At 42.3% G+C, this 25,765-nt stretch carries 19 protein-coding genes; 6 read left to right on the forward strand and 13 right to left on the reverse strand.

Annotated features, from left to right (window positions below):
- Nucleotides 1-14 precede the first annotated feature (14 nt).
- Nucleotides 15-1,358, forward strand: a complete 1,344-nt coding sequence (locus L1077_RS05050; RefSeq protein ID WP_237135859.1) for a serine hydrolase domain-containing protein — start codon at nt 15-17, stop codon at nt 1,356-1,358.
- 41 nt (nt 1,359-1,399) lie between these two features.
- Here the strand turns inward: L1077_RS05050 and L1077_RS05055 are convergent, their stop codons facing one another.
- Nucleotides 1,400-2,335 carry an endonuclease/exonuclease/phosphatase family protein gene (locus L1077_RS05055; protein ID WP_237135860.1) on the reverse strand — a complete coding sequence of 312 codons (936 nt, stop codon included), beginning with the start codon at nt 2,333-2,335 and terminating at the stop codon, nt 1,400-1,402.
- Nucleotides 2,336-2,501: 166 nt separating this feature from the next.
- Complete coding sequence (gene dld / locus L1077_RS05060; RefSeq protein ID WP_237135861.1) at nt 2,502-4,217, reverse strand: D-lactate dehydrogenase; 1,716 nt, start codon at nt 4,215-4,217, stop codon at nt 2,502-2,504.
- Between the two features lie 215 nt (nt 4,218-4,432).
- On the opposite strand from dld, the gene L1077_RS05065 reads away from it, so the two are divergent.
- Nucleotides 4,433-4,828, forward strand: a complete 396-nt coding sequence (locus L1077_RS05065; RefSeq protein WP_237135862.1) for a hypothetical protein — start codon at nt 4,433-4,435, stop codon at nt 4,826-4,828.
- 133 nt (nt 4,829-4,961) lie between these two features.
- Here the strand turns inward: L1077_RS05065 and L1077_RS05070 are convergent, their stop codons facing one another.
- The 6 genes from L1077_RS05070 to L1077_RS05095 all read right to left on the reverse strand — a co-directional run bounded on the left by L1077_RS05070 (nt 4,962) and on the right by L1077_RS05095 (nt 10,403).
- Nucleotides 4,962-5,606 (reverse strand): NAD(P)H-binding protein, encoded by a 645-nt coding sequence (locus L1077_RS05070; RefSeq protein WP_237135863.1) that lies wholly within the window; start codon nt 5,604-5,606, stop codon nt 4,962-4,964.
- 83 nt (nt 5,607-5,689) lie between these two features.
- Nucleotides 5,690-6,151, reverse strand: a complete 462-nt coding sequence (locus L1077_RS05075) for a GNAT family N-acetyltransferase (protein ID WP_237135864.1) — start codon at nt 6,149-6,151, stop codon at nt 5,690-5,692.
- A 61-nt stretch (nt 6,152-6,212) separates the two neighbouring features.
- Nucleotides 6,213-6,689 carry a SixA phosphatase family protein gene (locus tag L1077_RS05080; RefSeq protein WP_237135865.1) on the reverse strand — a complete coding sequence of 159 codons (477 nt, stop codon included), beginning with the start codon at nt 6,687-6,689 and terminating at the stop codon, nt 6,213-6,215.
- Between the two features lie 60 nt (nt 6,690-6,749).
- Nucleotides 6,750-7,652, reverse strand: coding sequence for an ABC transporter ATP-binding protein (locus tag L1077_RS05085; RefSeq protein ID WP_237135866.1), 903 nt, complete (start codon nt 7,650-7,652; stop codon nt 6,750-6,752).
- Nucleotides 7,649-8,458, reverse strand: a complete 810-nt coding sequence (locus L1077_RS05090) for an ABC transporter permease (RefSeq protein WP_237135867.1) — start codon at nt 8,456-8,458, stop codon at nt 7,649-7,651. The genes L1077_RS05085 and L1077_RS05090 overlap by 4 nt, the downstream gene beginning before the upstream one ends.
- A gap of 130 nt (nt 8,459-8,588) precedes the next feature.
- Nucleotides 8,589-10,403 carry a M2 family metallopeptidase gene (locus L1077_RS05095; RefSeq protein WP_063362342.1) on the reverse strand — a complete coding sequence of 605 codons (1,815 nt, stop codon included), beginning with the start codon at nt 10,401-10,403 and terminating at the stop codon, nt 8,589-8,591.
- 200 nt (nt 10,404-10,603) lie between these two features.
- Between L1077_RS05095 and L1077_RS05100 the strand changes: the two genes are divergently transcribed.
- A complete protein-coding gene (locus tag L1077_RS05100) occupies nt 10,604-12,874 on the forward strand; it encodes an acyl-CoA dehydrogenase (protein ID WP_237135868.1) in 2,271 nt (756 codons plus the stop codon).
- Nucleotides 12,875-12,879: 5 nt separating this feature from the next.
- Here L1077_RS05100 and L1077_RS05105 read toward each other — a convergent pair whose 3' ends face one another.
- The 4 genes from L1077_RS05105 to L1077_RS05120 form a co-directional block, all read right to left on the reverse strand.
- Complete coding sequence (locus L1077_RS05105) at nt 12,880-13,344, reverse strand: hypothetical protein (RefSeq protein WP_440589537.1); 465 nt, start codon at nt 13,342-13,344, stop codon at nt 12,880-12,882.
- A 158-nt stretch (nt 13,345-13,502) separates the two neighbouring features.
- The gene (locus L1077_RS05110; RefSeq protein ID WP_237135869.1) at nt 13,503-15,887 is read right to left on the reverse strand and encodes a hypothetical protein; all 2,385 of its coding nucleotides are present in this window, start codon (nt 15,885-15,887) and stop codon (nt 13,503-13,505) included.
- Nucleotides 15,888-16,061: 174 nt separating this feature from the next.
- Complete coding sequence (locus L1077_RS05115) at nt 16,062-19,211, reverse strand: efflux RND transporter permease subunit (RefSeq protein ID WP_237135870.1); 3,150 nt, start codon at nt 19,209-19,211, stop codon at nt 16,062-16,064.
- A 6-nt stretch (nt 19,212-19,217) separates the two neighbouring features.
- Nucleotides 19,218-20,393 carry an efflux RND transporter periplasmic adaptor subunit gene (locus tag L1077_RS05120; protein ID WP_237135871.1) on the reverse strand — a complete coding sequence of 392 codons (1,176 nt, stop codon included), beginning with the start codon at nt 20,391-20,393 and terminating at the stop codon, nt 19,218-19,220.
- Nucleotides 20,394-20,640: 247 nt separating this feature from the next.
- On the opposite strand from L1077_RS05120, the gene L1077_RS05125 reads away from it, so the two are divergent.
- Nucleotides 20,641-20,871, forward strand: a complete 231-nt coding sequence (locus tag L1077_RS05125; RefSeq protein ID WP_063362337.1) for a hypothetical protein — start codon at nt 20,641-20,643, stop codon at nt 20,869-20,871.
- A gap of 68 nt (nt 20,872-20,939) precedes the next feature.
- On the opposite strand, the gene L1077_RS05130 is transcribed toward L1077_RS05125, so the two are convergent.
- Nucleotides 20,940-22,571, reverse strand: a complete 1,632-nt coding sequence (locus L1077_RS05130; protein WP_237135872.1) for a calcium-binding protein — start codon at nt 22,569-22,571, stop codon at nt 20,940-20,942.
- 841 nt (nt 22,572-23,412) lie between these two features.
- Between L1077_RS05130 and L1077_RS27420 the strand changes: the two genes are divergently transcribed.
- Nucleotides 23,413-24,933, forward strand: a complete 1,521-nt coding sequence (locus L1077_RS27420; protein WP_275424201.1) for a S8 family serine peptidase — start codon at nt 23,413-23,415, stop codon at nt 24,931-24,933.
- Nucleotides 24,934-24,971: 38 nt separating this feature from the next.
- Nucleotides 24,972-25,751, forward strand: coding sequence for a Hint domain-containing protein (locus tag L1077_RS05150; RefSeq protein WP_237135873.1), 780 nt, complete (start codon nt 24,972-24,974; stop codon nt 25,749-25,751).
- Nucleotides 25,752-25,765 lie beyond the last annotated feature (14 nt).

Genomic DNA, 25,765 nt, shown 5'->3' on the forward strand with positions numbered 1-25,765 from the left:
TAAAAGGTATAAATATGAAACAAACAAACTTTTTACTGGGGAGTATTGCATCGGTTATCTTGTTGAGCGGCTGTAATTCAGATCCTAATGTATTATTAGGTTACAGTGCTAATCAGCTATGCTCTAGACACTTTATCTCCGAGGAGCCAATTGAATTTATTAAGCAGCGCGTTATCCCCGAGGCACTTGGGGCGGTGCAGGGCGAGTTGCAACTTGATATTGATAGCACGGCTAAACAAGTATCTCTGTCGACTCAAATAGATGGGTCGACATTAACTCGCACATCTGTCTTTCGTGAAGGCTTAGGTTGTACTTTGCTTCATGACTTATCACCTGCACAGCTGCATGCACAAACAGCGGATCTCGATTTTCCAGCGCCATCACCCAGTACACCAATTAATAGAGCGCTTCGTCCTGATCTTTCATTAGACGCTTTTTTCGCAACTAATCATAAAGACTACTCTTGGAGTGATAACACCTTTGCGGTCGCTGTTATGCATAAAGGTCAGCTGGTTGCACAGCAGTATGATGAGTTTCATAACGGCGGGTCACGGATGCTAAGTTGGTCTATGGCTAAGACCTTAACTGGGTTAATAACAGGGCTATTGGTCGACCAAGGAAAGCTAACCTTGGAGCAGTCACAGCGTTTTGGTGAGCACGTTATGACAGTGAAAAACCTCATGAATATGAGTTCTGGCGTCAAATGGGCTGAAACACCGGATATTCATGGATATGAAGACTTAGCGCCTATGTGGTATCACACTGGGGATTCGGTTAATTACGTCACGCAATTGCCAAAAGCCTATCAACCTGGGAGTCAATTTGAATATGCCACGGGCACAACTCAGCTATTAAGCCGCGCATTGATGGATGCATCAGGTGGTGATATTCAGTCACTTAATAATTTATATCAAAAACATTTTTTCGCACCATTAGGTATTAATAATGCAATCGCAGAGTTTGATGAAGCAGGTAACCTCAGAGGCGGTGCGAGAATGTTTCTAAGTGTCCATGACTGGCTCAAAGTAGGTCAATTGTTTATCAATAATGGCCGTTGGCAGGGGGAACAAGTTGTCTCTGAAGCTTGGCTAAAAGAGGTGATGATGAGCAATGGCGTTGATAAACATTATGGTGGTCAATTGTGGCTCAACGATATGAGTTTTTGGTTGCCTAAATTACCAAAAGATACGGTGTCACTGCGAGGACATCGCGGTCAGTACGTTGTGATCATTCCATCAAAACAATTGGTTGTGGTGCGTTTTGGTGCTTATGGCGCGGTTGTAAATCAACATATTGGCCTGGCAAATAAACGTTTGTTCAAGTCAGTACTGAATGTGATTGAACAGTTAGAAAAATAAAGGCGGACAGTATTGAATTGTCCGCCAGTATTAAACTGAACCTAGTTTAAATCAATGCTCAGTGCACAGTGGTCACTGAGCATTTCTTTTGGCTTCATATTATCAAAGTAGTGGAACTTCACACTGCCTTGCACATACTTTTGCTTCAATGTGTTTGATACCAAAATGTGGTCGATTGGTGCAGGGTAGTATGGGTGACACCCAGTTAGCATTTGGTTGGCATTGAAGAAGGTTGCTTTAGACAAGTCGTTTGGCGCCTTGTCTGCAAGCCCATTAGGGTAGTATAGGTCACGACTCACGCGGTTATATGGTGCGGTCAACCTGTGGTTAAAATCTCCAAGCACGATGAAGTTCGCTTGTTCAGCACTTTTTGTTTCAACCCAGTTATCCAGTAATGGCACTTGCTTGGCCAATAATTTACATGACTTTTTGTCAGAACGACGATAGTCATCTACGAAGCAGCCACTTTTCAAATGTACATTCAGTAAGTCAATTGTTTTACCTTGGTAGCCAATTTGGACTTCTAAGCCGCTTCTTAAACCCATTTGTATGTCAGAAAATTGCTTATGATGAACGACTTTTTCAACATTTAGAGGCTTTTTCACAGCAAAAGCAACTTTTTGTTGTGTTGACGTCAATCCATTGCCACGACATGTGTAGCTTGGGCTGTCTTTTCTGTCAGATAAAATGAGCTGCCACTGCGACTGGTCAAAAACAGTCTCTAGTGCTTGGATAGAGCCCACTTCTTGAAAAGCGATAACATCCGCATCAAGTGATTTTGCATAGTGTTGTAAAGCGGTGATCTCTTGCTCAGTTCTTGGTTTACAGCCTTTGCTGTTATCAGCAGCAAGGTGCTCAATATTCCAAGTGACGACACGCAGTCCTGTATCTAGTTTTTCGTTTGGGTTTGTTGCGTTACAGGCACTGGTAAGTAGCGCACATAGTGCAAGTGCACTGACTTTGAAAGTATGGTTCATAATTCTAATAACTTGAATATTTCTAATAGCGATATAGTGTATCAAAAATATTGCAAATAGATTATATAAATATTTTTATTCATCGCGAATAAAGGGGCATTTAACTCAGTGGCGAGTATATGGCGTGACGCGCTGCAATACTTGCTAAGTATTGCAGCTAAAAAGACTATTTATCAGCGGGCTCATGCCAGTGTTTACACTTACTGGTTTTGCCGATCCCCGGGTTAAATGAGTTAGTTGGATCGAGCTTTTTATAAAAAGACTTTAATGCATCTTTGGCGAAATATTCGTGTCCCACGTTATGCTCCGCTGGATATTCAGCCCCCCGTTTATCGAATGTTTCTAAGATTTTATTTTTGACAGCTTTTGCATCCACACCTGGCTTCATGATGTAGTTTTGATGCATAACATGGCAGAAAAGATGGCCATAATAGAGTTTTACAGCAATTTGCTCATCAATTTCAGGAGGTAATTGCTCAAACCAATCTTGTTCGTTACGAGGGAAGGCAACATCAATGGTCATGATTGCGCCCATCTCTTTGCTGTTCATGGTCTGCATTCGGCCAATCGCGCCACCGGCGACAAAGCGGTGTAATATGGCTTTTTCACCTTCGTCTTCGGTACACTCAAAGTAACTCCCTTCATTGGTTTTGAAAAACTCATCAAAGTAAGCTTTGGCTTCAGCAACACCAGCGTTACTCATTTCCACAATCCAGTGGTGCTCATAACGGTCACGATATTCATCCATGCGCTTTGGCAAGTGATTTGGCCACAGGCAACTTAAATATTGCATGATGCGATCTGAAAACTTATTGGGTAAAAACTTAAAGTTATCAGCAATGCGATCCACGGTACGTTTGATCCCAAACATTTTTGGAATGTATTTAGAACCGAGTTTGTCGATTACCAAAAAGGTATCTTTACCGTATTTTTTAGAGGCGTCATAACAGTCTCTATGTAGGTATTCCCCTGATACCGGTAAGTTGTCAAACTTAGATAAAATGTCACGGCGTATTTGCGCTAAAACGGCAGGGTCATTCGTGCCCACATAAAATACTTGATGCTTATCAGGAACAGGGTAAGTGTCTAATCTCACTGCAAAAACGGCAAGTTTACCAGCGCAGCCTGAAGATTCATAAAGACGGCGCCCATCATTATTGAATCTTGAAGGGGTATCGGCATCAACATCTCTTACACGCTCATGGTATTCATCATCGGATGCGCGCAGCTCTGGGAATTGCACATCGGCATCTGTGTAATTTTGTTCTTGCAAATTAGTCAGGATTTCCTCGGGGGTATTCCCAAGGTTTATACCGAGATTATTAACCAGTGATAAGTTTCCTTGGTCATCTATTTGTGCAAATAAAGATAACTCAGTATATGCGGGGCCTCTTTGCACTAATGCGCCACCTGAGTTGTTACAAATCCCGCCAACAATGGATGCGCCAATGCATGATGAACCGATCACAGAATGCGGTTCACGACCATGTGGTGCCAACGTGTCTTCTAGACCAAATAACGTGCTACCTGCTAGGCCAACAATTTGTTTGGCATTGTCGATAAGCTGAATGCTATCAATGCGCATAGTGCTGATGATGACAATAGGACGATCATAATCTTTGCCATCTGGTGTAGAGCCGCCAGTCAGACCCGTATTGGCGGCCTGCATGATGACAATAACATCTGCGGCAACACAGGCTTTAAGTGCTTGCCAAATTTCCAATAAAGTAGCGGGTCTTATTACTACTAATGCGTCGCCTGAACCAAAACGAAATCCTTTGGTGTATGGCTGCTTTTTAGTGTTATCGGTTAGTACAGAGCTGTTACCAACGATAGACTTGAGTTCTTGTATAAGGGCGGTATTTGAAGCGTTATTGGTCATGCTGTTCTCGGAAATTGATCTACATTTGCATTCTTGACGAGGGATTGGGGACTAGTATACAGCAAGGTTAAGAAGGAGTGAAACCAATGATTTGCATGTTAATAAGTCCCTTTTAAAGGAAATATTACGGTAGATGAAGAAATTTAACGGCACAACAGTGCGAGGGTTCTACAATAATATCTAAGTCGCGAAATTCTAAAATAAGAGAATTTAATATGCTAATCAAGGACTGGCTGAATGTATTAACGGGGTCTACCCTAATCATAGCTTCTTTTATACTGACTGGATGTGAGGGCAATCAGAACTCGAAAAGCACTGGGAGCGAAGTACAGAGTTTGCCAAAGTCCAGTATATCGAATGGCATTTACAATGTGATGCATGATGAGCAAAAATTCGTAATGGGCGCGTGTGTCGAATTGGGGTATCCGTTGTCTATTTCAAAATCCCAAGCGTCTGCACAAGTGCAGTCTGCCTGTTCTCGTAATCTTACCCATAAATTCGAAGCTGATACTAAAAAGTCGGACACCAAGCTTAAATGGCGGGTTCGTGTTCAAGGTGTTGAGCTCCAGTGTGAATGCGCGGGCTACGCCACGCAGGCTGGCCGTAATTGAGTTTAAATCAAGTTGTATCTCGGGGCATATGCCAAACGAATTTAATCCATATTTTGTGATCTTGGGGTAACAATTCATTCCCTCGAATTTCTGTTATAAAAGTGAGGCGATGACCTCTAGTTTTCGAATTTTGCTAGCAATCGAATAACACATCCAGTGCATAGATTTGAGTTTTTTTGTGCTCTGACATCGCCACTGATACCATTTTTTTCGCAACTTGTTGCCCAGAGATTGGACGGTATTTTTTCAGCCAAGGCAATTTACAGATAGTCGGTAATAAATAATTTCCGAGGGTTTCCGCGATGCGTGTATCTGATCTCTGACCAACCAGTAATGAAGGTTGGAAGATGTTGACCGTGTCAAAGTGCAGCTGTTTCACATGTTGCTCCAGTTCACCTTTCATTTGCAGGTATGGGCTGCGGCTATTAGCATTGGCGCCACTGGAAGAAACCAAAAAATAATGCTTGATCTGGTTTTGGGCAGCAAGTTGAGCAACTTGAAGCTGATAGTCTAAGTCGACGGTTCTTTGCTTTGCAATCGTGCCTGCTTGTTTTTTGGTGGTGCCCAAACAAGAGAACAGCATATCACCTCGAAATATATGGGCGAATTGACTCAGGTTATCAAAGTCCACTACTTGGTTTGTGATCTTAGGCGATGGATAATCAACAGGTCGCCGCGTAACAGCAGTAACCTGACTCACTGAGGGATGTTCTGCAAGTTGTTGCACAAGGTTTTTACCAATAAGACCTGTCGCGCCGAGGACAATTGCTGTTTTCATTGTTTATTTAGACTTTATTCATTGCCGTGATGGTGTATTAGATATAGTGCATCAGCTAATAGCAAGCATTTTGAGTTATGTAATTAGCTTTCGAGTGAAAGCTGCATGAATACAGAAGAGGGTTCTGGACGATATTGCCCAAATGCATCGCAGAATTCGAATCCAAACGCTTCATATAGCTTAATTGCTGCATGCTGTTGATCGCCAGTTTCTAGTTTGACTTGCTTTAGCCCACTTGCTTTAGCTTGCGAGAGCAGGTGTTGTATAACCGCTTTCGCCATGCCCTTACCTCGTTGAGATGGTTTGACATAGATGCGCTTTAACTCCGCGTATTTTGATTGATCTTGTTTAACAACGTAGCTACCGCACGCGACGAGCTCCTCTTCGTCATAGTGACCGATGAGATAAGTATTGGGGTTATCCACTTCTTCGATTGGTATTAGATCGTTGGCTTCTGCGGGGTAGAGGCTATTCATTAACGTATCAATTTCATTAAATAGCGCTGCAAGTCCTGCACTTTGGCTGCTTAATTGAATAAACTGCATAGTTTTCCTTGTCGTATTGTTTACTCACTGATATTAGTTCCTAAAATAGGGTGGTCAAGTCTTAATCTAAGAATAGGTGTCTAACATACTTCATTTTTGCAGTAGTGGCCTGTTCCCAACTGTACGCATTGAGACTTAATTGAACATATCCGCACGTCACAACATTATTAAGGTTAGGTGCGCCCAAGAGGTTTGCCACAGCCGTGATAGCGGGATTGTGGGCGACAATGAAAATATCATTAACACAATCATGGCACTGCATAATGGTCTGTATTAATACTTCTGAGTCAAAGGTGTAAAGCGCATCGCATTGCAACAAATCATTTTTGGGCGCGAAGCCGCGGTGTAAAATTTTGGCAGTGTCTATTGCGCGTTTTGCTGGGCTTGTCACAATTTGCGTATCTGGCAATGGCCCGAGCGTGGCTGCTAGTTTATTTGCCCGTGCAATGCCTTTTGGTTTGAGTGGCCTATCAAAGTCGTCAATAGATGGGTCTTTCCAGCTTGATTTTGCATGACGGACCAACCTGAGTGTTTTCATATGCGCCTCATTTGTAAGCAAATACACACAGCATGGTCCATAACACGTTTAATGATGTTGTTAATCAACAAATAATTGATTTTCAAGCGTTCTGCCATTGACCAGTTGTTTGTAAGTCCAACTGTTTTCATGGATCAGGGTGAGTAAAGATAAATCAAACGGCTCATCTTGCTTGGCATATTCAATAACAAGCTCATCAGATTGGGTTTGTTTGATATTTTTTACACCGCTCAATTTCGCAATTTTGTCTTTCATGGGTCCGTCTAGGTTAAGCATTTGCAAAGTAACAAAGCTGCCTTGTTCACTTTGGTAAAGATCGCTTTGATGGCTTGAGAGTTGCCCTTGCTCCAGATAAAGCACGGTATCACAGAGTCGTTCGAGTTCACTGAGATCGTGTGAGCTCAAAATGAACGTCATATCACCTTGTAAAGAGGCAATGAGGGTGCGAATTGCTTTGGCGTTTTTCGGGTCTAATCCGGCAGTTGCTTCGTCAAGCAATACAATTTGTGGACTGCCCAGTAATGCCTGTGCAATACACACACGCTTTCGCATGCCATGAGATAGCTCCCCTGTTTTTGAGTTGGCAACATGGACTAAGTCGACTAATTCTAACACGCGCTGTGTGTCAGCTTCGGCCGCTTTACGCGACATACCTTGTAACTGAGCAAAGAAGCTCAGTTGCTTTGCGACTGAAAATTTGGGGTCAAGTTGCGCATCTTGAGGCAGCGCGGAGATTTTGCCAAACAAATGAGCATCGCCGGGGCTGTGACCAAGCACATTAATTGACCCGTTAGATGGCTTTAAGTACCCGCAAATAATGCTGAATAATGTTGTTTTACCCGCCCCATTTGGGCCAACTAACGCGACCGTACTGCCTTTGTTAATCGTAAAAGCAACATTATTCAGTGCTTGTTTTGTACCAAACGTTTTGCTCAAAGAGCTTACTTCAATCACTGCGCTCATAGATCTCTCCCTTTTAATAAAACATGTCCAATACCAAGCAATACCAGTGTTTGGCATGCTGGGAGTAGATAAGCAGAGGCGGGGGTATTTCGCCAACCAGTCAGCTCTGTAACTTGATGTCCAGGTATAAGGTAATTTAACCAATCAAGCATAGGGTACTGGACGCCTAAATAACTGATCACAGAGGCTACAATGGTAAAAAATAAAATGGAAAAAACAATACTCATTCTTGCTGAGTTAGTGATCAGATTCAGTAAGCTCATCAGCGCGATAAAAGGTAAGCAGGTGAGCAGCAGCTTGCCCCAAATCGCGATAGATTTGGGTAAAGCGGATGCAAGTAAACTGGCATCCCGATAAAGCATCATGGCAAGCGTTGCAACGGTGACTAGGGCGATAAGTGACGCCAAGATCATCACTTGTCCTGCAAATCGACCAAGTAATATTTCTAGTCGCGTGCTGCGCATGGTTAAAAACCTTAAAGTACCTCTGTTTCTATCTTCGACGGTTTGATCTGCTGTAACAAAGACTGTGAACATAGGGAAGGTAAATAGACCAATCAACCAAAACATCGCAAGCTCTGCTTCAGGCCAAGATATCAATGCTGACAATCCGACAGTGCCCGCGACTTGCCCGACAATGTCTGAAAACTCATAGCTACTGATGAAAGGGACTGCATTGTAAATGGGGTAGCGTAATACCATAAGCCAGACAAGAAAAAATGCGGCAATGGCGAGCCAGCCTCGTTTGGTGGCAAATAAACGTGTAAGTTCAAATTGGCCAAATAGCCAAGTGCGTTGAAAATTCATAAGGTCTCCTCATTCAGATCAATACATTAGCTCGAATTCATAAGAGGAGGAAGCAAAAAAGTGTTGCAGAATATGGCGCTTGAAACAAATAGCGCAGCAAGTCGCTGCGCTATTGAATTTTAGTTAATTATTACCAACCACACTGACGGCCTTTGTTTTGCTCGTCAAGGTACGCTTGTAATGGTGCGAAGTAGTCTAAAATTGCAGTCGCATCCATTTGCTGATTACCTGTTACTGTTTCTAGGGCTTCTTGCCAAGGGCGGCTGCTACCCATTTCAAGCATGGTATTCAAACGCTCACCAGCTTCTTTTGAGTTGTAAACTGAGCAGCGATGGATTGCTTCTTTGCTACCAGCAATTTCACACAGTGACTTGTGGAATTCAAACTGCAAGATATGTGCTAAGAAATAGCGAGTGTATGGCACATTACCTGGTACGTGATATTTTGCACCTGGGTCAAAGTCGTTCTCGGTACGTGCTACCGGCGCTTTAACACCTTGGTATTTTTCACGTAATTCCCACCAAGCTTGGTTGTATTGCTCTGGGCTGATTTCACCTGAGTATACTTTCCAGCGCCACTGGTCTACTAGCAGACCAAATGGAATGAACGCGACTTTATCCATCGCCATTTTCATCAATAGGCCAATGTCTTTCGATTCATCAGGTACTTGTTCAAGTAGACCGATTTCTTTCAGGTAACCTGGCGTCACTGATAGCGCGATGGTGTCACCAATGGCTTCGTGGAAACCATCATTAGCACTTTCTTGATAGTAGAGAGGCAGCTTGTTATATGCGCGCTGATAGAAGTTATGGCCTAACTCATGGTGAATAACAGAGAACTCTTCACCGGTTTGCTGAATACACATTTTGATGCGCAGGTCATCTTTATTATCCAAATTCCAAGCTGATGCGTGACATTGAACATCACGATCTTGCGGCTTTAAGAACAGTGAACGTGTCCAAAAAGTTTCTGGTAATGGTTCAAAACCCATAGAAGTAAAGAACTTTTCAGCGCCTTTGGTCATCTTAATCGCATCGTAGTCATGCTCTTTAAGTAACTGGGTTAAATCATAACCTGGATCGGCGTTTTCTGGCGCAACTAAGTCATAAACGTTACCCCAAGTCTGTGCCCACATGTTACCAAGTAAGTGCGCAGGAATAGGCTGATCTTGCGGTACTTTGTCTTCACCGTATTTTTCGCCAAGCTTGGCGCGCACGTGACAATGTAGTGAGTTGTAAAGAGGCTTAACCTGACCCCAAATACGGTCGAGTTCTTTTGCAAAATCATCTGCTGGCATGTCGTATTTACTACGCCACATTGCACCAGTATCAGCATAACCTAACTCATTAGCACCTTCGTTTGCTAATGACACAAGATCTTTGTAAAGCGGACGCATTGGTTTTGAGACCTCGCGCCAGCCTTGCCAGATATCTAGCAGCTCTTCGTAATTTCGGCTGGTGGCCATTTTAGCTGTCATGTCACCTAGGCTCATGCAAGTACCGTTATTACAGTACTTACCTTTACCGTAGATGCCATCAAGCTCGGCTGATAACTTTGCAAGCTCTGCTGTTTTTTGCGGATCTTTTGGCGCAGGAAGTGTTAAGTTAAGCTTTAATTTATCAAGCTTTCGACGGTTGTCGTAATTTAACTCTAGGTCATCAAATTTAGCCGCTTCATTGGCAAGTGCAACCAGTGCTGCTGTGTATTCTCTGCCAACTTCTGCTGATAGCGCCGCGGTATCTTCAGTAATAAAGTTTGCGTAAATCCATGCTGCTCTACTGCTTCTTACAGATAAATCTTGTAGCTGCTTTTCAGCTTCTGCAAGAAATACCTCAGCGTCTTTTTCAGTTAGTTTTTCAGTCGTTGTTGTTGAATTACAGCCACTCAGTGAGAGTGCCCCAGCGACAAAGATTGCGCTTAGGCTGAGTTTAAATTTTGCTGACATTGTGTTTTCACTTTTTGTTATAGAGAGCGGTGATGATAGCAGCGTCTGCTAATGTGCTCAATTATCTGTAGCTACACTTGACGTTAAAATATTTAGCGAAGTCGTTAAATTTATTCCTAGATCAACAAAGCGAGTGAATTATTGAGTTAGTGTGTTTTTCATCCATACTTATCTTGATACTTAGTTGGGGAACAACGCTCATGTGGCTAATTTTATTATTAATTATTGCAGTTTGGGTTATATTTTCGGTCAAAGATATACGCCTAAAATGGATTTCAAAACCGACATTTAATTACTTTAAACGCGCTTTGCCTGAACTCTCAGACACTGAGAGAGAAGCAATGAAAGCGGGAGACACGTGGTGGGACGCCAGTTTATTTAGTGGTAAGCCAGATTGGGGGATGTGGCTCAAGTCTGGCAAGCCTCGCTTATCAGATGAAGAACAAGCTTTTGTAAATAATGAGTTAGCTGAATTAATGACCATGCTTGATGAGACTGAGATAACAGCACGAGGTGATTTGTCTAAGGAAACTTGGCAATTTCTGCGTGAAAAAGGCTTTTTCTCAATGATTATTCCCAAAAGCTTTGGCGGTAAGGAGTTTAGTGCACAAGCTAATTCTGTCGTTGTATCTACGATTGCAACGCGTAGTTTGTCCGCTGCAGTGACCGTGATGGTGCCAAATAGCTTAGGTCCTGCGGAATTACTATTGCACTTTGGTACTCAGGCGCAACAGGCGCAATGGTTACCAAAATTGGCCAGTGGTGAAGTATTACCGTGCTTTGCACTGACATCGTTACATGCTGGCTCTGATGCTGGTGGGATCACAGATCATGCCACAGTGTGTCGCCAAGAGTATGAAGGTCAAGAAGTATTGGGTTTAAAAGTGACTTGGTCAAAGCGGTATATCACGCTTGCCCCTGTGGCTGATGTACTGGGCTTGGCGTTTAAAGTATACGACCCAGATAAGCTGCTGGACGATGAAGTTGAGCGTGGTATTACCTGTGCGCTTATCCCAACTTCACATGATGGAGTTAAACAAGGAGAGCGCCATGATCCAATGGGCTTAGCGTTTATGAATGGCACCACTTCTGGGAAGGAGGTTTTTATCCCACTAGATTGGGTCATTGGTGGGGAGAGTGGTGTAGGGAAAGGGTGGCGAATGCTCGTTTCTTGCCTAAGTGCTGGACGGGGAATTTCACTACCAGCTTTGAGCGCAGGCACTGCGCAGTTATGTGCAAAATCGACTTCTGCATACAGCCAACTACGTTATCAGTTTAAACAGCCGATAGGTCAGTTTGAGGGGGTTCAAAGTACAGCTGCTCGAATTTATGGGTTAACTTATAGTATTGAAGCCGCAAGAGAGAATACGGCGCTTGCGGTGGATTTGAAGAAAAAACCATCGGTGATAACCGCCATTGCTAAATATCATCTAACAGAGCAAGCGAGGATAGTTATCAATGATGCGATGGATATTCATGGTGGTAAGGCAATACAAAAAGGCCCATTAAATTACTTAGCCAATCACTATGCAGGCATGCCAATTAGCATCACTGTAGAAGGTGCCAATATACTCACACGAAATTTAATGATTTTTGGTCAAGGCGCAAGTCGTTGTCATCCTTTTATCTTAAAAGAGATGGAAGCAGCGCAAATGACAGATCCAGAGCAGGGGCTGAAGGTTTTCGATAAATTACTTGTCGAACACATTGCGCATTCAGGTAAAAATGCAGTGAAAGCTCTGTTAAACGGTTTAACTGTGGGGCGCTTTGTACGTAGCCCTGTAAGTGGTGATGTGGCGCGTTACTATCAAAAACTCACTTGGTATAGCCAAGTATTGTCATCGCTAAGTGACATTGCCATGTTGAGGCTTGGTGGAAAGCTCAAATATCGCGAAATGCAGTCTGCTCGGTTAGGGGACATGCTAAGTCATTTGTATTTGGCATCTTGTGTACTGAAAAAATTTGAAGATGATGGGCATCAGTGTGGTGATTTACCGCTACTTCACGTTGCGATGTCTTACCATTTATCAAGTTACAGTAGTGCGGTGAAAAGCTTTATTGATAACTTTTTACCTAGGTGGCTTCGAAGTATCGCTAAGCGCATATTTTTCCCTTTTGGCACTCGTTCTCGAGAGATGTCTGATGAACAGGTTAAAGCGTTATGTGCAAGTGTGTATGAAAACCACACTACGCGGATGCGGATCAGTGCATTATGCCCCAGTACAAACATGCTTGGATTGGAAAAGCTAGAGTCAGCACTGAATTTGTCAAAAAAAGTGACCGCAGCGTATCACGACTTTTTAAGGTGGCAAAAAAAGCAGACTGTAAAACTGTATGATAAATCTATGCCTGAGCAATTGGTGGCAGCGTGTGAAGCTGGAATTATTTCTGAAGGGGACAAGCAATTGCTAGAGGAGTGGTTGCAGGTATGTGATGAAGCGCTCAGTGTTGATGTCTCGAGCGCCTCTTAATTATCTTATCGTGCGTAAGGGTCTGGGTTAATTTTGTCTACATACCAGCTGCCCTTGCGTTTAACCATTTGCACACTACGCATGTCGTCTACTTGGTCACCGTGCAATTGTCCCGTAAAAATCAGGTTTACTTTGGCATTTTTACCATATTGCTCTCGCAAACTCTTGTTTGTCATATCTAGCTCAATTGTGACATGGTCGAATTGCATGTTGACAAGGTTTCTAGTGAATTGTGAGGGCGTGCCGTACGAGCGCATGATCCTCGCAAGTCGAGGGGTAGCAAGGTCTAGGGCCGCTTTCATATCCTTTTTATTGTAAAGTGCGTCAAAATACATGGTTGCGGTATAACCTGGTGTGTCTTTGTCACCTCGACCAGCCTCTTCATTGTCACAGGCTGTTATTAAAAACGAAAGAGCAAAGATAAGTAAAGCAGATAATTTCATAATACGAGAGAATAACGAAACACTCACACTAGTGTGTCTTTATTCTTGGCATTTGTAAAGGTGACTAGTGAAATTCGATTGGTTTATAATTTCGACTTAGTATAAAGGGGTGGCTTTTTATGGTTTTTTGTCATTAAGCATGGCCCTGCACTCACCTCAGACCTGACTGAGGTGAGTGGGACAGTTTAGTTATTGATGGGGCAGCTTATGGAGTATGAGCTTTTAGGCTGATAACAAATTTGGCCGTCTTTTTCGAGTAGAGTTGATACAAATTTACCCGTACTTTCATAGGTTTTTTGATCGTCTTGATAGCATTGCATCTTTCCGTCTCGGACTAGGCAAGTTTGCTCATTAAGGTTTAAAATTTGATGAACTTGACCTGGCTGTTCAAGCAAGCTATCAATCTTTGTTGCAAGCGTCCCCCAGCATTGCCAGTTTGCATCTTGCTGTTGCCCACAGACGGTTTCTAATCCGACTGTATTTAGCCTAATGATATTTTCCAAGTTAGGCACATCCAGTACAGGGTTTTCGGTGTCACCATCGCATTGAACTTTACCATCATAGCCTAGCAAGCAGACATAGTTCCCTCTAGCAACCACTTGTTTTAACTGTTCTGGCTGGTTTTCAAAATGCAGCTGGTCATTTCCACTAACGCATTTTTGCAAAATACGATCTTTCACCTCGCAGCTGTACTTATCTCCTTTGATTGTAATATCGTCAACAAGTCTGATTTGAAGTTCGCTGCTGGTGGCTGTGTCCTTGCCATCTTGGCTTGATAACCTCAGTTTAATAGTGTCAGATTTTGGACTAAATGGCTCATTGATGATTGCTTCATTTGTTAGCGTTTTTGGATTTTCAAATTTAAACCTTGCCGTGTCTGAAGACCAGTTTGAGGTAAACTCAGAATTGCCGCCTGTGTGAATCAATTGCCCGAAGACAGAGATACGGTCACCGGTAACAAAAACTTCATCGACACCAGAATAAGCTCGTAATAAAGAGTCATATGCCCTTGCCGTGATATTAAATTCTTTTTCAGCTAACCCTGCTTTAGCAATGACCTTGAAAAATCGTCGACCAGCTAAAGGTACATCATTGTCTAGCACTGTAATTGCAAGATTATTATCATGATATTCAGATTCAAGCTTGTCATAAGTATATGTGCCAAATGCTGCAACTACTCGTACACTGTCTAACTTAACACTGCTAGCTAATGTGTAATTGGTTGTGACTTCTTTTTGTGGGTAGATCTCAAATTCTTGATATTTGTCTTTGAGTTGGATCTCTCCTCTTGTAGCTGATGTACTGAGATATACTAGAGGGATCTTAGCGGTTTTGGTTACGCCAGAATTATATTTAACTTCGTAATGCACATAATAAAGCTCTTTAAGGTCGTCAGGTTCTGGCAATTCTATTGTAAGCTGATTAGGCGCCTCTACTAGCAAGCTTTTATCAAAGCCACCGTCAATATCCCAAGTTACAGACTCCACCTCAGAGGTATCTTCTAGGTTACTTTTAATAATTACGGTTTGACCAGCAGCGGCAAGGGCGTGAGAGCTAGAGAGCGTGAGCTTATTATCAGCGGGTATCGGTGATACTTTAACTTTTGTGTTTGCTGTTTTTGTAATGTTACCTTTCATCGTGACTTCTAGTGACACGTCAAAGTCAGTTTCTTGCTCAACATTTGGTGCGTACAATTGATAAATACGTTTTGTAGATGAAGGCTTTGTAGGTTGTGGGTCTGGGGCCCAGCTCCACGCATAACCAATAATATCATCAGAATTTGCAATTGTCGGCACGATGCTCAAATGTGCTGTTGAAGAAACAGCATATCCTTTTGCAAGAGAAACATTTAATACAGGCCCATCAGCTGGAGAAATTTTTATTTTTGCCGTTTGTTTGTGTGTACCCTTATTTGTTTCGATAATGATGGTCACGAAGAACTCTATGACTTCGGTGACTGCGGGAAGTTGAAGGATAAGCGAGGAGTCGCCATGTGTATCTGCTAAGCGCTCAGTCACATCTTGATAGTCAGGATCAAAGCCTTCAATGTCCCAAGTTACCGACTTAATCGTGGATGTTGTTTCAAAAGGCACATTGATGCTGACATTACTACCGCCTTCAAACTTATATTCCTCATCCATTTGGAAGTGTGCACCGATGCTTTCAGGGTAAAGGGTGATGTTAAAGTTTTTACTTACCGGTTGATTGACTCCGTCTGATACTTCACAGGTTATTACTATGCTCTTTTTTTCAGTTACAGTTGGAAAGGAAACTACTGTTTCAGAGAGTGAGTTTTGCTTAAACGTGACATCGGCTAAAGAGCTTTTCCAGTTAACAGTTAAGTAATCATTTTCCGCATCAACAAACTGGGTCGATAATGCGATGGATTCTTTGGACAACGCAATGGTCTCGCCTGTGATCACTATTGTGGGGGCATTATTTTCAGCGACAGGTTGATTTTGACTTTGGTCTGGTTGGGGGGGAATTGTATTGCTTGAATTATCATTACCACCGCCGCCTCCGCAGGCTGTGAGTAATGTGATTAGTGGAGCTATGAGTAGTTTTCGCATTTTTAATCCTTAATATATGCTGTTTTTGTAGTGTTTTATTTTTAACCACATGAAAGATAGTTGGATTTAATTGAATGAAAACTGAACACTAAGGTAGGCGATTGTATAGTATTTGTAATTAAGTGTATGAGCCCAGTTTTATGCTGGGCTCTTTCAGAAGGTGAAGTATTCCTGTTAGTTGACGTTAGAGGGAACTTGAGGCTGTTCGGCTTTTTGTCGGCGTAGTACCTTTCTTGAGAGTTGTTTAATATCCTCTAACATGACGTATTGACATGGGATTAGCAGTAATGTGATGACCGTGGCAAATAGAACGCCAAATGCTAACGATACAGCCATCGGGATGACAATCTGTGCTTGTAAGCTGGTTTCCATAATAATGGGTACAAGACCAATAAATGTCGTCAGAGAGGTCAAAAGGATTGCTCTGAAGCGGCGACAACCTGCCTCAACAACGGCTTCTTTTATACTCATACCTTGCTCTCGGGCTTTATTAACAAAATCGACCATTACCAGCGAGTCATTCACAACAACACCTGCCACTGCAATAATACCAAACATAGATAGGCCGCTCATGGTCATGCCAAGTACCATGTGACCAAACACCGCGCCAACCACACCAAAAGGAATGACGGACATGATCAGCAGAGGTTGAGAGTAAGAACGAAGTGGGATCGCCAGTAATGCAAAGATGATCATCATAGAGATTGCGAAGTCTCTAAACTGCTCTGCAACGCTGTCCATTTCTTCTTGAATACGGCCTGCAATACTACTTGAAACTCCAGGGTAGCTCTCTAATAAACTTGGTAGGTATTCTTCACTGATCTGTTCTGCAATCTTAAAGGGTTCTGCTTTGTCAGTATCAATGGATGCCCACACACTGACAGTACGCTTGGAGTTTTCACGACGTATACGGCTTACACCTTCTACTTGCTTAATGTTGGCGACTTCAATCAAGGGGATCTCTGCACCTGCAGGCGAGATAATACGGACGTCTTGAATATCACTGATGGCATCTCGCTGTGATTCAGGGTAACGGATCATCACTTTAATTTCTTCACCATTTCTTAATATCCGCTGAGCTTCAATACCGTAATAACTGAAGTTTACTTGCGAAGCAATGTCAGCAAGCGTAAGTCCCATGCTATAGGCAAGTGGTTTTAGCTCCAGCTGGATTTCATCTGTAGCAGATTGCATAGAGTCGTTAACATCACCAACGCCTTCAATAGTTCTGAGCTTATCTTTTAATCTTTCTGCTACTTCTTTTAGGGTGTCTTTGTCTTTGCCTTCAAGTCGGAAGCTGATATCACCATCATCTCGACCGCCGTCAGAAATACTATCTTGAATATTTAAAGTTTTTACACCTGGTAGTGGTGGCATATTTTCGCGCCACATTGCACTTAATTCAAAAGTATCAATAGGGCGTAAATGCGGCTCAACCAGCACAGCACGGATAGTGGCGTTGGTTCTGCCATTCATATTGATAGCGAAGTTTTTAACCATAACTTGATCGTAGTCTTGCTCAATTTGCTGCTCTACTTTATTAAGCATAGCCTCGAGTTTTTTGATGGTTTCGAGTGTTGCCGATTCTGAAGAGGACAAGTTCATTTCAACTTGAATGCTCGGGAAATCATGAGGGATTTTAGGGTTGGCAACAAACTTAATAAATCCGCCAGCGAATAATCCCGCGCTGACAATGAGGATACAAATAAAACCAACGATCACCGTATAGCGATAATGAATGCACTTTTCAATAGAAGGTCTATAGGTGTTTTCAATGAAGTTTTTTAGACCGTTGTCTAGCGCTTCACGCAGGCGGTGGAATGGGTTGTTAGGGTTGCTTGGCTTGTCTTTCATTGCCGCTAGGTGCGCGGGCAAGATAAGCTTTGATTCAATCAAAGAGAAAATTAAGCAAAGAATGATAACACCGCCAATGGCTTTAGAAAATGCCGCTTCTGGGCCGGTAGATAATGTTTGTGGGAAAAACGCGGCAATGGTGGTGAGTACACCAAATGTCGCAGGGACTGCAACTCGTTTTACACCACGGACAACGTTATCTAAACTGTGACCGTGTTTCTCTATTTCAGCATGTGCTGATTCGCCGACGACAATGGCATCGTCTACCACAATACCGAGTACCAGTATAAAGGCAAATAGAGAGGCTAGATTAATGGTGATGTCGATAGAGCCAGCAGGCATGAGTAAAAATGCGCCTAAAAACGATACTGGTAAACCCATCATGACCCAAAATGCTAACCTAATTCTTAAAAACAGCGCCAACATAAGCATAACGAGTACGCCACCGATGACCATGTTTTCAATCATCATGTTGAGGCGGCCTTCAAGGTAGTAAGTGAAATCTAAAAATGGTTCTAGTTTCACGCCCTGTGGTAATTGACCCTCTTTCTCATTTAGGTAGTTTTTGATGATCCCTGCAACATTGGTGATATCTTGGTCTTTTGACGCACGAACCTCATAGATTAGTGAATTTCTGCCGTTATAGAGTGAGTACATCAATCCTTCTTCAAAGCCATCTGAGATAGTGGCAACATCACCTAAACGAATCTGCGCACCATCTTCTAATGTGATCAAAGGAAGTTGCTCAAAATCGTGACCGCGATACGCTTGGTTTTCAACTCGCATTGAAATGTAACCATTGTCAGAGCGAATTTGACCTGCTGACATATTGGCAGAGTAGTTTCGTACTGCATCCGCGATATTTCTGAATGTCAGACCATACTCACGTAGTTTATCCGGACTAACTTCAATGCCAATTTCATAATTAAGGCCACCATTGAACGTAACTAAATTTACGCCCGGCAAAGCAAGCATTTCGTCATGCAAATTGTTACCAAGGTGCTTGAGATCTTCGAAGCTCATGTCCCCGTTTAATGTCAGGAGCATGACTTCCTGTTCATTCTTTTCATTGCGAATGACAGGACGCTCCATGTCAGCGGGGAAGGTTGAAATAGAGTCAACCTGCATTTTAACTTCATCGAGTACGTCTTTGGGGTCGTACTGATGATCGACTTCAATCCAAGTTTGTGAATAGCCTCTGTTAGAGTAGGTGATCAATCGTTTGATGCCTTCAAGGCCCTCCATTGATTCTTCTACCTTGATTGTGATCCCTTCCTCGACTTCTTGAGGTGCAGCGCCCGGGTAGATGGCTTGGATGCTTAACCAGTAGTTAGTATTTTGTGGGAACAATTGTTTTTGCATTGTGAATGCTGTGAGCAGACCGCCGACGAGAATGAAAATCATCAGCAGGTTTGCCGCAACTGGATTGCGTGCAAACCACGCAATAATGCCTTTTTCTTGGCTTTCCATACGCTGTTACTCCTCTTTTAATGCAAGGGCATTAGAAGGTGTTGCAGCTTGGCCATCGTCTAAGCTTAACTGCATGCCTTCGGTTGGGAACTCTAAAGAGGTGGTAATTAATTTCTGTCCTGATTCAAGACCTTGGTTAGCAACTACCAAGCCATCGTATTCTCTGACGACATTTAACGTTTTAAATGAAAGAGTACGATCTTTGTTTAAAATAGCGACTTTACCATCACGTACAAGGTGGTGTGGGATCTCTACTGCGTTGTTAAGCAGTTTGCCTTTGATTTGTGCGTTTAGATACGCGCCAAAGCGCAGTGGAGCTTGGCTGTTATCATAAGGGCGCTCTACTTGTGCAACTAAGTAAGTCATACGGCTGCGGTTATCAATAACACCTTCGCTACGGACTATTGTACCTTGCCAGGCAACATCTTGTCCGGCAACTTTAGCCGTTAAGGTGACACTGGCGTCAATTCCGTTGTTTTTCAGGTGTTGTAGATCGCTATCCGCGACGGGTAGGCGAACCTCTGCCACAGAAATTGCATTTAATACGCCTACCGAACTACCCAGATTAACAACACTGCCTAGACTGAGCGCTCGACTTTCAATGATGGCATCATAAGGTGCCTTTACATATGTACGCTCTAAGTTTCTTTTTGCACGCTTTACACTTGCTTGCGCCGCTTTAAATCTGGCAAGTTTCTCTGCAAGTTGTGGTTTTCTTAAATACAGCTCAGAAGGGATAGTAGAACTTGCATTACTTTTAATGCGCTCCCATTCTGTCTTCGCAACATGTGCTTGAGCTTGCTCAATCTCTAGTGCTGAACTTGCTTGCGCAAGCGTGGCTTCTGCGTCAATCAATGCGGCTTCGTAATCATTGGGGTCAATGCGTGCTAATACATCGCCTTTTTTGACAAACCCGCCTTTTACAAACTGCCCTGAGAGCTCAATGATTTGACCGCTGACTTGCGCGACTAATTTGGTGCTGTATTTAGGTTTTACAATGCCGTAGGAATTTACAGACATTTCTAGAGGCGCAACCTGCACTGGCGCTACCTCAACTAAAGGGTGAACGATTTTTTTTTCTTTTTCAGCGGGTGGCGTTTTCATCGACGCAAATGCGATTGCACTTGCGATACCGCCAAGTAAGACGACACCCGGTAATATAATTTGTTTTTTACTAGCCACGATGTTAATTCCTTCCTGAATTGACAATTGGGATACGCTTGTACTAATCAAGCTCGTATCAATTACCATCAATAATACGCCATTAGATATTTCAAGGTGTTTTGATATCACCTCAATATGTAACAAAGCATTACGTACCCTGTTACATTTTTACAATTGTTAAAGGCGGTATATATTTTGTTTAGATTACATACAGACGGCCGTACAACGCGTATAATAGCGCTTTTGAATTGAATAGGTGCTGATTTTGGACTGTAGATTAGGCTGTGGAGCATGCTGTATAGCACCAAGTATTAGCTCTTTGGGAAAGGCTGCAAATATTCGTTGTGAGTACTTAAACGACAATAATTTATGTTCTATCTTTGGTGAGCCAGAGCGCCCCCAAGTATGCAGTGACTTTAAAGCCGACAGGGAAACATGCGGTAGTACCAATGAAGAAGCAATGGAGAACTTAATTTATTTAGAAGCGGTGACGTAAATTACCGTTTGCGTTTAATTTGCAGTAACTCGGTAGCGCAAAGGTGGCTGCCGAGTTAAGGCTTTTAGTTACTTCCGACCTTCAATGACATAGATTGAATGGTGACGATTATTTTGCCAGTAATCGAGCGCTGCTTGGTCAACCAAATCGGCGATGCGCTTACTAAAATCACTGTGATTACCACTGAAGCTGCGCATATCAATCGCGCCCTCATATACAGCGGTCATGACACCAGCAGCGTAATAAACCGCAGCTTCTATATTGTCTCCACCAATCCCTGTGCCTGATGATTTTATAAGCTTACATGGTCCATGGCATCGGTCGTTACCACCGCCACCGGAGCCTTCAGGATATTGGTCGCCACGGTTGTAAAGTGTATCGCCGCCATCACCACCATATAATCCAACATCATGATTATATTGCGAGAAACTTGCGACAAAGTCTGCACTACCACCACCAAAGAGTTCGCAGTCACCATCTTCACATAATACGATGTCGTTTCCACTTCCGCCCCATAACTTTGCGCGTTTTTTCCACTTGTTACCGCCAGAGTCCACTAAGATATCGTCGCCACTGTTACCATGTAAGCGATCTTTATCACCGGCATTACCAAAAACGAGATCATCTCCATTGCCACCTTCAAGGTGATCGGAATGGCCATTACCAAAAATCACGTCGTGGCCATCTTGCCCATATACTTTGTCTTGCGCGGTTGCTGAGCTGCCTAAAGGAAGCGTAAAAACAACGCCACGTTTGTCTGTTTCAATTCGTGAATCGCCCATTAACCAATCATTGCCGGCACCACCGCGGATAGTATCTTTATCACTGCCGCCAAATACCCAGTCGTGGCCACTGCCTGTGGTGATGTTATCTTTACCTTCTAGGCCATATACCGTCATGTTGTAAGTAACTGCTGAGGCATTCAAGCTATCGTTCCCACTACTCAATTTGGCAAAAATAAGGTCGATATTTGAGGTGTTAGGTGTTGAGCAGGCTGTTGAGTTACCAAGTTTGGCGTTAACAAAAACCAATTCACCATATTGCTCAAAGGTGTAGCTCACACTGTTGATCTTGGATTGAATGCCCCAAACACCATTTACATAATAATCGGTGAACAAGGCGCCGCCGCCAGTACAGCTGTGGGTTTTACTTATGATGGTCGAGAAATTAGCACAGCTCGATAACTCATGATTTTCAGGGCGTTGAGGGATAGAGCCTGCTGTGCCTACTTCTGCACAGTCTATACCTTCGCCTGCATCTACTATATCTGTATCGCCCAAGGTGAATAGCTGGTCATTTCCAGCACCTGAGTAGACGTAATCTACTTTATTGCCTGTCCTAATGACATCATTGCCATTGCCGCCATGGATAAGCTGGTGAGTATGAAGGTTTTGACCATTGTATGTATTTCCATAATTACTTAAATTGACCTGTACACCATTGTAATTACTGATATTGAATATTTCGCAGGTGTTGCCATATGTCATTTTTACGAAGCTATCACCACCTATCGCGTGAAGGGTATGTTGATTATTAGTCAGTGTGAATGACAAATAGGTCATCATTCCATTATGTATGGTATTGGTTGTTACATTAATACTGTTGTCTAGGCCTGTGCAGGCGTAACTGGATGCATTAAAACCTAAGGATAACGCCACGAAGGTCGTTATTTTGGTTAACTTTGATAAATTTTTGCGCATGAAGTAGGTCCTTACATTCTAAATTTTATCATTATTGAGTGAAGATTTAAGATGATATTTTTCATCTACTTTTACGGATATTAAGTTAGCAATAAAGTGTGCAAGCAACATGGAATTACTGTATGTAAAGTGAACTGCGCTGTGTATTTTATGTTAATTTTTTGATTTGTTTTTTTCTGGGCAGTTTTTATGCACTTTTAGAGGCTGCAATGCATGGGGGTTAAATTAATTATTCGAGAATGAGTTATACATTAAGGTTGTTTTTATTTTGTTATTGTCACTAAACCTTTTCCAATCATTCGGCACATTTCAATATCTTGCTACTTGCTCTTTTTTTATTGTTGCAAAAACTACCTTTTTAATTTGGATTAACAAGTGTTTATTTGTATTTATGCCATATAATAAAGTTTTTTAAAGTTAGTGAGTGCGCATTAACTTTTTATTTTAAGAAAACGTATTTATCTGATTTATCATATCTTATCTTGTGAACTATGAATGTGATGGGCGTAAATATACAGCCATGATAGCAATTCATTAGGTAAAAAATCGTACTTGATATTTTAGTATATTATTCATTTTTTTAAGAAGACTAAAATTATTCCTAAGCACTTCTCCACTGTTCCAAATACAAATAATTTTCCCTTTTAAATTAATAAAGTGTAATTTAATTGTTGTAATTTGATGTATTGGGTGTTTATTTTTGATTCCTTGTATGTAAATATTAATATGCATCCATTGAGGAGTAAGTGGGTGTATGACTGATGTTTGCTGTAGTTTTGTCGCACTTACTTAGAGAGATGTTTCGATATAAAAACACTTACAAGCATAATAAGGATAATTTATGAACAAATGGAAACTCACCCCTATAGCAATGGGTTTGCTAGCGGGATCGGCTGTTTCAGTGCAAGCAGCGGAGTTTTATAGCAATTCACCAGGTACTCAAGCAATTGAAGACAGCTACATCGTAGTGTACAAAGTACCTCAAGGCATTGCGTCGGCTGATAATGAAGTAAAAGCTCAATTTACAACACAATTGACAAATACACTTACAACGGAAATTGGCATTGAAGTAACACGTCAATATTCTAGCAGTATTTCAGGTGTTGCTGTAAATGCTGATGCAAAGCAGCTACTTAAGTTATTATCTCACCCTGATGTAGATTTTGTAGAGCAAAACGCGATTGTCACTGTGGCGCCTATCAAATCTAAATCGGGTTATTCAGCACTTCAGAATAACCCTGTTTGGGGCCTAGACCGTATTGACCAAAGAGACCTTCCTCTAAATAATAAGTTTGAAGCACCAAACAAAGGTACTGGTGTAACTGCTTACGTAATCGATACAGGTATTCAGAACAGCCATAACGAGTTTGGTGGTCGTTCAGTCAATGGTTACGATTTTGTAGATAACGATGGTAATTCAGCAGACTGTAACGGTCATGGTACACACGTTGCTGGTACAATCGGTGGTGCTACTTATGGTGTTGCTAAGAATGTAAAACTTGTTGGTGTACGTGTACTTAACTGTAGCGGTTCGGGTACTTATGCTGGCGTTATCGCAGGTATCGACTGGGTTGCAAATAACGCAAATGGTCCATCTGTTGCAAATATGAGTCTTGGTGGTGGTAAATCACAAGCGGTAAATAACGCTGTGACAAGCGCAGTAAACAAAGGCATTTCATTTGTTGTTGCTGCTGGTAACGAAAACTCTGATGCATGTACTCGTTCTCCAGCAAGCACACCAGCCGCTGTGACAGTTGCTTCATCAACATCTTCAGATGCACGTTCTGGTTTCTCAAACTGGGGTAAATGTATCGATGTATTTGGTCCTGGTTCATCAATCAAATCTGCTTGGATTGGTGCAGACTCTGCGACAAGAACCATTAGTGGTACGTCAATGGCAGCTCCTCACGTAGCTGGTGTTGCTGCACTTTTCCTTGAAAAAAATCCAACTAGTTCACCAACTCAAGTAACTGCTGCGCTTTCTAGCGGTGCGTCTGAGAACAAAATCAGTGACGTAAAAGGCTCACCTAATAAGCTTGTTTATGTAGAAGCAGGCGGTGATGACGGTGGTTTTGAAAAAGTCATCAGTGGCGGTAAAAATGAGACTAAAGCATTCACTTATGAAGTACCAGCAGGTGCTACTAGCTTAAAAGTGACATTAAGTGGTGGTTCTGGTGATGCTGATTTATATATCAAGCATGGTGCAGAGCCTTGGGCGTTCGATAGTGATTGCGCATCTGAGAATCCAGACACATCAAATGAGTCTTGTGTAATCAATAACCCTAAAGCTGGTACATGGTACATCTCAGCATATGGTTATGCAGCGTTCAACAATGTAACTCTAAAAGCAAACCATCAATAATTCTTTAACCATAAACTTAAATATAAAGGAATAAATAAATGAAAGTCTTCACATTATTAGTAAGCTTATTTGCAAGTTTTCTAGCTTTTCAGGCTAGTGCAACTATGGATGTAGCTGCTTATTCTAACCGTGCAGAAGTAGATGCTGGTATTGCTGGCCGTTGTGTTTACCAACCGATTGGTACAAGCGCTTGTCATATGCGTATCGACTGGGCTGTTCAAAATGGCAAAATCACTCAGCGCGCTGGTGATTGGGGTAAAGCAAATGGCTTCTACCCTGTAATTGATTTTTTCAGCCATAATATCGCAGCAGTTTGTAAGTGTGGTTGTTTTGAGCAAGATACACTAATCCGTGTACTTAAAGATGGCAAAATCCAAGACATTCGCGCGAAAGACTTAGGTACTGAAGACAGCCTAGTTGCGCTTAATGATGATGCAACACTAAGCAATATGTCTACTGAAGTATTTGAAATGAAAGCACGTACTAAAGGCCCTGAAACACCGGCTCTATACGTATTTACTTTCGAAGATGGTAACGAGCTTAAAGTAACTCAACACCACGGTATGCTAATTGGTGACGGTACTATGGTTGCTGCAAAAGACGTTAAAGTTGGCCACTCTATGTACAACGCTGAAGGTGTTGAGCTTAAAGTTGCTTCAATTGAGCGTGAGTACACTAAGTTTGACGTTTACAACTTCGAAACTCAAGGCGACGTAACAACTAACCACATCATCGTAGCTAACGGTATGTTTGTTGGTGACTTAACTTGGCAGAACCAGTTCGCTGCTGATTTAGGTAAGGTTATTGTTCGTCAGTAATCCTCTGTACGCAA

The sequence above is a fragment of the Pseudoalteromonas luteoviolacea genome (assembly GCF_021654285.1).
Lineage (GTDB): Bacteria > Pseudomonadota > Gammaproteobacteria > Enterobacterales > Alteromonadaceae > Pseudoalteromonas > Pseudoalteromonas luteoviolacea_J.

What these genes read in the sequence shown, in the direction of transcription:
- L1077_RS05115 (WP_237135870.1), bottom strand. Translation starts at nt 19,211, where the DNA reads ATGGAAAGCCAAGAAAAAGGCATTATTGCGTGGTTTGCACGCAATCCA.
- L1077_RS05110 (WP_237135869.1), bottom strand. Translation starts at nt 15,887, where the DNA reads ATGCGAAAACTACTCATAGCTCCACTAATCACATTACTCACAGCCTGC.
- L1077_RS05065 (WP_237135862.1), top strand. Translation starts at nt 4,433, where the DNA reads ATGCTAATCAAGGACTGGCTGAATGTATTAACGGGGTCTACCCTAATC.
- L1077_RS05070 (WP_237135863.1), bottom strand. Translation starts at nt 5,606, where the DNA reads ATGAAAACAGCAATTGTCCTCGGCGCGACAGGTCTTATTGGTAAAAAC.
- L1077_RS05085 (WP_237135866.1), bottom strand. Translation starts at nt 7,652, where the DNA reads ATGAGCGCAGTGATTGAAGTAAGCTCTTTGAGCAAAACGTTTGGTACA.
- L1077_RS05050 (WP_237135859.1), top strand. Translation starts at nt 15, where the DNA reads ATGAAACAAACAAACTTTTTACTGGGGAGTATTGCATCGGTTATCTTG.
- L1077_RS05130 (WP_237135872.1), bottom strand. Translation starts at nt 22,571, where the DNA reads ATGCGCAAAAATTTATCAAAGTTAACCAAAATAACGACCTTCGTGGCG.
- dld (WP_237135861.1), bottom strand. Translation starts at nt 4,217, where the DNA reads ATGACCAATAACGCTTCAAATACCGCCCTTATACAAGAACTCAAGTCT.
- L1077_RS05080 (WP_237135865.1), bottom strand. Translation starts at nt 6,689, where the DNA reads ATGAAAACACTCAGGTTGGTCCGTCATGCAAAATCAAGCTGGAAAGAC.
- L1077_RS05095 (WP_063362342.1), bottom strand. Translation starts at nt 10,403, where the DNA reads ATGTCAGCAAAATTTAAACTCAGCCTAAGCGCAATCTTTGTCGCTGGG.
- L1077_RS05075 (WP_237135864.1), bottom strand. Translation starts at nt 6,151, where the DNA reads ATGCAGTTTATTCAATTAAGCAGCCAAAGTGCAGGACTTGCAGCGCTA.
- L1077_RS05055 (WP_237135860.1), bottom strand. Translation starts at nt 2,335, where the DNA reads ATGAACCATACTTTCAAAGTCAGTGCACTTGCACTATGTGCGCTACTT.
- L1077_RS05090 (WP_237135867.1), bottom strand. Translation starts at nt 8,458, where the DNA reads ATGAATTTTCAACGCACTTGGCTATTTGGCCAATTTGAACTTACACGT.
- L1077_RS05150 (WP_237135873.1), top strand. Translation starts at nt 24,972, where the DNA reads ATGAAAGTCTTCACATTATTAGTAAGCTTATTTGCAAGTTTTCTAGCT.
- L1077_RS27420 (WP_275424201.1), top strand. Translation starts at nt 23,413, where the DNA reads ATGAACAAATGGAAACTCACCCCTATAGCAATGGGTTTGCTAGCGGGA.
- L1077_RS05100 (WP_237135868.1), top strand. Translation starts at nt 10,604, where the DNA reads ATGTGGCTAATTTTATTATTAATTATTGCAGTTTGGGTTATATTTTCG.